The sequence below is a fragment of the Shigella sp. FC1567 genome, from assembly GCF_001743015.1.
Lineage (GTDB): Bacteria > Pseudomonadota > Gammaproteobacteria > Enterobacterales > Enterobacteriaceae > Escherichia > Escherichia coli.
The window spans coordinates 21,672-28,223 of the sequence record NZ_MIIV01000321.1 but is presented as its reverse complement, the minus strand read 5'-3'; the positions used below and the strand labels follow the sequence as shown (position 1 = coordinate 28,223).

The window sequence follows — 6,552 nt, the reverse complement described above, 5'->3', positions numbered from 1 at the left end:
CACTTGGCAGAGTGTGACCACAGGATAATGCGCTCTGAGTTTCCCGATTATCGAGAACAGTTCAGGGAGTCTGACATCAAGAGCGCGGTAGCCTTTTTTAATATTTCATTCTCCATTTCAATGCGTTGTAGCTTTTTCCTCAGCTTACGTATTTCGATTTGTTCTGGTGTTATCGGAGAGGCTTTTGGTGTTTTGCCCTGACGCTCATCACGCAGTTGTTTGCCCCATCTTGTCATTGTGGAAAGGCCAACATCCATAGCTTTGGCGGCATCTGCCACCGTGTATTTCTGGTCAACAACCAGTTGAGCGGATTCGCGTTTAAACTCTGCGCTAAAATTTCTTTTTTTCATTGGAGCACCTGTGTTGTTCTGAGGTGAGCATATCACCTCTGTTCAGGTGGCCAAATTCAGTGTGCCACTTCATGCGTAACCACTATGAGTATGAAGTGGGGCACTTTGAAAACGCGTTCGAAATTCCGGCAGATACCTTCCGTGAGCAGCTGCCAAAAGCAGTCGAGATGATGCAGGCACATAAAGATAAAAAAATCGTCATGTACTGCACCGGCGGCATTCGTTGTGAAAAGGCCAGTGCTTGGATGAAACATAACGGATTCAACAAAGTCTGGCATATCGAGGGCGGAATTATTGAATACGCCCGTAAGGCGCGCGAGCAGGGCTTGCCGGTGCGTTTTATTGGCAAAAATTTTGTTTTTGACGAGCGGATGGGCGAACGTATATCGGATGAGATTATCGCGCATTGCCACCAGTGCGGCGCGCCGTGCGACAGCCATACCAACTGTAAAAATGATGGCTGCCACCTGCTGTTTATTCAGTGTCCAGTATGCGCGGAAAAATACAAAGGTTGTTGTAGTGAGATTTGCTGCGAAGAAAGCGCGTTACCGCCAGAAGAACAGCGACGCCGTCGGGCAGGACGTGAAAATGGCAATAAGATCTTTAATAAGTCTCGTGGACGTCTGAATACAACACTGGGCATTCCTGATCCAACAGAATAAATATCATTGCCGGATGCGTGCCATCCGGCAACATTTCACGCTTACTTCTGCTGTACGCCTTCCACTGAAATAATCAGATCCACTTCCTGAGAAGCTGGACCTAAATCTGTCTTGATATTGAAGTCCTTGAGCTTAATTTTGCCTTCGGCCTCGAAGCCTGCACGTTTACCACCCCATGGGTCGTCGCCCTGACCAATTAATTTCGCTTCCAGCGTGACGGGTTTGGTTACGCCATTCAGCGTCAGATCGCCGGTAATATCCAGTTCGTCACCGTCTTTCTTCACGCTGGTGGAGGTGAATGTTGCCTGTGGATATTTTGCGGTATTGAGGAAATCTGCACTGCGAAGATGTTTATCGCGTTCGGCGTGATTAGTATCGACGCTGGTGGTGTTAATTGTCACATTCACTTTATCGGCAGCCGGATTTTTTTCGTCAAAGGTAAAAGTACCGTCGAAATCTTTAAAGGTGCCGTATAACCAGCTATAGCCAAGGTGCTGGATGCGGAAATTAACAAAGGCGTGCTGACCTTCTTTGTCAATTTTGTAATCGGCGGCAACCGCTGAACCGGCAGAGAACATCAGGGACGCGAAGGTTAAACCAAGCAGGCTTTTTTTCATTTTTTATACTCCATAGTCAGATGACGACTTTCCCAGCATGCGCTTCAGAGTGTCGTCTTTATCGATGAAATGATGCTTCAGGGCCATAAATCCGTGCATAACGGACAGTACTACGACGCTCCACGCGAGCCAAAAATGCAGGGCACCGGCAAAGTCTGCCTGTGCGCCAGCGTCGGCAAGGGTCGCGGGGACGTCAAACCAGCCAAAAACGCTGATCGGTTTACCATCGGCAGTTGAGATCAGATAGCCGCTGATGCCGATGGCGAACAGCAATAGGTACAATGCGAGATGTCCAGCCTTTGCGGCAAGACGAGTCATGGGCGAATAACTCGGCAGCGGACCCGGCGGTGGAGATATGACACGCCACAGAACGCGAATAACCAGCCCCATCATTAACAAAATACCGATGCTTTTATGCAGTTCGGGTGCTTTGTGATACCAGCCATCGTAATAACTGAGCGTGACCATCCACAGACCTAAAGTAAACATGCCGTAGACAATAATTGCGCTTAGCCAATGGAAGGCCGCAGATATAACACCATAGCGTTCAGGGGTATTTGTGAATGACATAAGTGCATCCAATACGAATTTGCGAGAGAAAGAAAATGGCGTGTCGGAGAATGAATTGCAACACAAAAATAACAAATTGAATGATATTTATTTTTATTTCAATAATTTTGAATTAATAATGAAAGAATCTTCATAAGTTTAGTGGGTTCAGCATCAGAGATGTCTGGTGAGTGCTGTAGAAGCAGGAATAATCTCATTCAATTTTTCACGCTAAATGAAAGGGAGATTAAATATTTGTCAGTTTATGTCAGTGCGGAAAACTAAAAATAAAACACATAGATCAGATCCATAATTGCCAACAATCCCCAGAGAAAAAGATAAAGCATCAGATGCTCGCGAATATTATTGATGAGATAGTGCAACAGCCGACGCATTAAATACTCCTGTAAAAACGGCCTCATTCTGGAGGCGTAATGATGATTATTGGAAGCGGGAAAGCCTGAATGGCGTCAAATCAAAATCGCTTTTTTTGTCTTGCGCAAAATCGGCAGCTATTTCCCCTAAAACTGACGCAAATTTAAAACCGTGCCCACTCAGGCCGGTAATGAGCAGTGTATTATCGTGGCCGGGTAGGGTATCGATAATAAAATCTTCGTCAGGCGAATTATCATAGGTGCAGGCAGCGCCGTACAGGCAGCAACCGATACCCGGCAATACATTGCGCAAGAACGGGAAGGCTTCCGAACCATCGCTGACCACTTCCGCAAACGGAACACGTTCATCCGCTGAATGGATAACCTGGCCTCCGTTATGTTTGCCAATCTTCAACGCGTCGTTTTCTGCCGGAAAACCATAATATTGATCGCCATTGGGCAGTTCACCGGTAAACGCCGGGAATTTATTCTTCACGCTATAGCGGCCATCGGCCTGATACCAGGCAAATACTTTACGTACAGGCTGGACAGGCAGCTCCGGGAGCAGGTCTTTTACCCATGTTCCCGCGCAGACAATCGCTTTTTTCGCCTGATACTCACCGTCAACGGTTTCAATAGTTACGCCATCATCGTCATGACGAATTGCGGTGACCGGGCAGTTGAACAGTTGCGCACAGCCCGCTTCCTTCGCCAGTTGGATCCAGGTTTTAATCGCCAGTTCGCTGCGCAAAAAACCGGAATCAGTCTCAAATAAGCCGATGTAGTTGTCCGGGACGCGTATTTCTGGCCAGCGGGCCATAATCCCTTGCGCATCGAGCTTTTCAACGTTGAGTTGCCACTGTTCGGCGCTGTGGGCGACGTTGGCGAGAAATGCGGAGTCAGCCGGGCCGAGGTTAATGACACCAGAGCGTACAAAAATGGGATCATCTTCGTTGTGGCGGGAAAGTTCATCCCACAGCGTTTGCGCGCGGAGGACCAACGGGACATACTTTTCGCCTTCACCATAAGCATGGCGAATTAATCGCGTATCGCCGTGGTGGCTGCCGTGTTGATGCGGTGGCATATGGGCGTCGGTCATTAGCACGTTTAAACCGGCGCGGGTTGCATAATACCCGGCGGCAGCGCCTACGGAACCGCTGCCAATAATGATGAGATCGTATTTCATTTTTTTCTCTCTGCTCTCATGGTTTAAGCAGAGTAATTAACTGAATGCAGATATACAACCCAGAAATGGTAAAGGCACCGGTGAGGTGCCTTTTGGGTGGATGGTCATGTCATGTTAATGACGCCGATACTCGTTTACCGGGAAATCACCGGATTCAATTTTGGCGATTCCTGCTTCTAATATCGAAATAAATTGTCTGGCAACATCAGTGGTTAACCAGAGCGTCTGACCAACTTCAGTCCCTTCCTGCTCGGACTTATTTGGGGTCTGGTAGTGCAAACGCAACATCAGCGCATCATAGCTATCAACGGTGCTGATGTCCCACCCTACGAGCGGATGAGTCTGAATGACTTCATTATTTTTTTCCATCATGGCCCCCTAATTCGTGTTACTAGACAACGTTATTCGAGGTTCAATGCGTTTTTATCTGAAGCAACTTCAGTATACCAATAAGTAAGGGTATTCACCGAATTTTTAAAGGGGGGAACAGATAAATTTCTGCTTTTAAGATTTATATGAACAATAAAACAGCATGTCATTCATATTTTTTTAGCATATTGTGCAATTATTTTGAGGAAGTGTAGAAATTTTGTACTCAAAATTTGTAAGTAAAATAAAAAAGCCGGGGCGACCCGGCAAAAACAAAAATCACTGCATATTATTCGCTGACAAACCAGTCATCGGCGCTTTCCCACGTTTCCTGGAGAATTTCGCTAATGCGCTGTTTATCTTCTTTTGTTACGCCAATAACCGATAAATTATTCGCTGCGGCATAACGTACCGATACGTGGCCTTCATTATCAGGAAACGCATACTGAATACGGCGGGAAAGTTCGCCAGCCAGGGCGTCAATAGCCCCAGCTGGCAATGGAGAAGTTTTCGCTATGGTGACTTCAATTCGCATAATAGCCCCCTGTTGAATATACTGGTTATTTATACAGGTAAAATAACCTAATGACAACAGGAAGCTACGATTTTTATTGTTTAACGGACCAGCGTACCGTTTCCCCGGCGAGGAATGGCACCAGGGTGTCATCAGTCAGTGCGATGCTTTCAGCAACCTGTTGCTCTTCACGTACCAGTTCGATGAATGTGTCGTTGACCGGCAAGCCATAGAACTGCGGGCCGTTTACAGAACAGAATGCTTCAAAGTGCTGCAGAGCATTCATCTCTTCAAAGACGGTAGCGTAACTGCCCAGCGCGGTTGGGGCGTTGAAGCAGCCCGCGCAGCCGCAACTGCTCTCTTTGCGATGACGTGCATGTGGCGCAGAATCCGTACCGAGGAATACTCGATTAAAACCGCTGGCGACCAGTTCACGCAATGCCTGTTGGTGAATATTGCGTTTGAGGATGGGTAAACAATACAGGTGCGGACGCACGCCACCAACCAGCATATGGTTGCGGTTAAACATCAGATGCTGCGGAGTGATGGTGGCAGCCAGCCGTTCATTTCCGTCACGGACATAGTCGGCAGCATCTTTGGTGGTGATGTGCTCAAAAACGACTTTCAGCGCAGTCAGGCGCTGGCGCAGAGGTTCCATCACGCTTTCTATAAAGTGCGCTTCACGATCAAAAATGTCGATATCTGCATGTGTCACTTCACCATGCACCAGTAGCGGCATACCGATTTTTTCCATGCGCTCAAGTACCGGCATGATTGCGTCAATTGACGTCACGCCGTGGCTGGAGTTAGTGGTTGCGTTTGCCGGATAAAGTTTTGCAGCGGTGAACACGCCTTCGTTAAATCCGCGCTCCAGCTCATTAGGATCCAGCGAATCTGTTAAATAACAGGTCATCAATGGGGTGAAATTGTGCCCGGCAGGTACGGCATCAAGAATACGCTGGCGATACGCCACGGCAGCCTCAACAGTGGTCACGGGCGGAGCCAGATTGGGCATTACAATAGCCCGTCCATAAATTTCGCTGGTATACGGCATGACAGTTTTTAACATGTCGCCATCGCGGAGGTGAAGGTGCCAGTCGTCTGGGCGGCGGATCTTTAATACCTGGGATGGTGCAGTCATTAATCTCTATGCTCCGGCTGAAGGGATGTTTTTGCCGGACACAAAGGATAAGCGGAAACGTTTTCCTTTGCACGAAAAATAAAGGGCGCGAATGCGCCCTCGTCATTAATCCGTAAACGGAATGACAATTTCGCCTGGCTTCACTTCAATGCCTTTCGCCAGTTTTTTCGCCATTGCTTCGCCCTGACTGCCATCTTCGCGCAGGACGTAAGCAGGTTGCTGGTTAAAGTAATTGCGTAATGCCTGGTTCAAATAGGGAAGCAACGTTTGCATCACCGTTTGCATTTTTTCCGGTTGTACCGTCGCATCGACCACTTCCATCTCTTTCAGGAAGATCGCACCTTTTTCTTTATCAAACACGGGCAGCGCTTTCAGCTTCAGTTTCATGGTCGCTTTCTGACTACCGAACAGGGAGTTCATGTCCAGATTGGCGTCTCCGGTTAGGGTAACCTTATTCGGCTCTTCGCGACCAATTTGGCTGGTCAAGTTTGTCAGAACAATATGGGCGTCAGCCACGCCGGGTAAACCGATATCTTTTGAGAAATTATTATGTTTCGCAAGCGACTGGTTAATTTCTTGTTCGGTGATGGTGTATTGGGTGAGTTGATTACAGCCAACGAGCAGGCCACTGACGATCAATGCAGCGGCAAATAAAAACTTGTTCATGGTAGTCCTCGACATGAAATCTGCGTCAATATCCTGACACAACGCAGCATGTGTCACCAGCGATAAAATCGCCAGCAGAAAAAACTGAAAACGGCGGCAACCCGCGAATACAGGCTGCCGCGGC

The 6,552-nt window shown here is 47.8% G+C and carries 8 protein-coding genes and 2 pseudogenes; 1 reads left to right on the top strand and 9 read right to left on the bottom strand.

Annotation, left to right across the window (positions count from 1 at the left end):
* Window positions 1-350 (bottom strand): annotated as a pseudogene (locus BHE85_RS16770) (transposase); the annotation flags it as partial.
* Between the two features lie 68 nt (window positions 351-418).
* Between BHE85_RS16770 and BHE85_RS16765 the strand changes: the two are divergent.
* A pseudogene (locus tag BHE85_RS16765) lies at window positions 419-1,012 on the top strand (rhodanese-like domain-containing protein); the annotation flags it as partial.
* A gap of 41 nt (window positions 1,013-1,053) precedes the next feature.
* Here the strand turns inward: BHE85_RS16765 and BHE85_RS16760 are convergent.
* From BHE85_RS16760 to BHE85_RS16725, 8 genes are all read right to left on the bottom strand, one after another.
* Window positions 1,054-1,629, bottom strand: coding sequence for a YceI family protein (locus BHE85_RS16760; protein ID WP_000749261.1), 576 nt, complete (start codon window positions 1,627-1,629; stop codon window positions 1,054-1,056).
* Window positions 1,630-1,632: 3 nt separating this feature from the next.
* On the bottom strand, window positions 1,633-2,199 hold the full coding sequence (locus BHE85_RS16755; protein WP_000011124.1) for a cytochrome b: 567 nt from the start codon (window positions 2,197-2,199) through the stop codon (window positions 1,633-1,635).
* A gap of 260 nt (window positions 2,200-2,459) precedes the next feature.
* Window positions 2,460-2,573 (bottom strand): YceO family protein, encoded by a 114-nt coding sequence (locus tag BHE85_RS16750; protein WP_001253418.1) that lies wholly within the window; start codon window positions 2,571-2,573, stop codon window positions 2,460-2,462.
* Window positions 2,574-2,619: 46 nt separating this feature from the next.
* Window positions 2,620-3,738, bottom strand: coding sequence for an N-methyl-L-tryptophan oxidase (gene solA, locus BHE85_RS16745; protein WP_000872815.1), 1,119 nt, complete (start codon window positions 3,736-3,738; stop codon window positions 2,620-2,622).
* 114 nt (window positions 3,739-3,852) lie between these two features.
* Window positions 3,853-4,107, bottom strand: coding sequence for a biofilm formation regulator BssS (bssS, locus tag BHE85_RS16740; protein ID WP_000414437.1), 255 nt, complete (start codon window positions 4,105-4,107; stop codon window positions 3,853-3,855).
* A 289-nt stretch (window positions 4,108-4,396) separates the two neighbouring features.
* Entirely contained in the window at window positions 4,397-4,642 is a 246-nt protein-coding gene (gene dinI / locus BHE85_RS16735) for a DNA damage-inducible protein I (protein ID WP_001217757.1), read from the bottom strand.
* A gap of 73 nt (window positions 4,643-4,715) precedes the next feature.
* A complete protein-coding gene (pyrC, locus tag BHE85_RS16730; protein WP_000126521.1) occupies window positions 4,716-5,762 on the bottom strand; it encodes a dihydroorotase in 1,047 nt (348 codons plus the stop codon).
* A gap of 105 nt (window positions 5,763-5,867) precedes the next feature.
* Complete coding sequence (locus tag BHE85_RS16725) at window positions 5,868-6,428, bottom strand: lipoprotein (RefSeq protein ID WP_001295443.1); 561 nt, start codon at window positions 6,426-6,428, stop codon at window positions 5,868-5,870.
* Window positions 6,429-6,552: the final 124 nt, after the last annotated feature.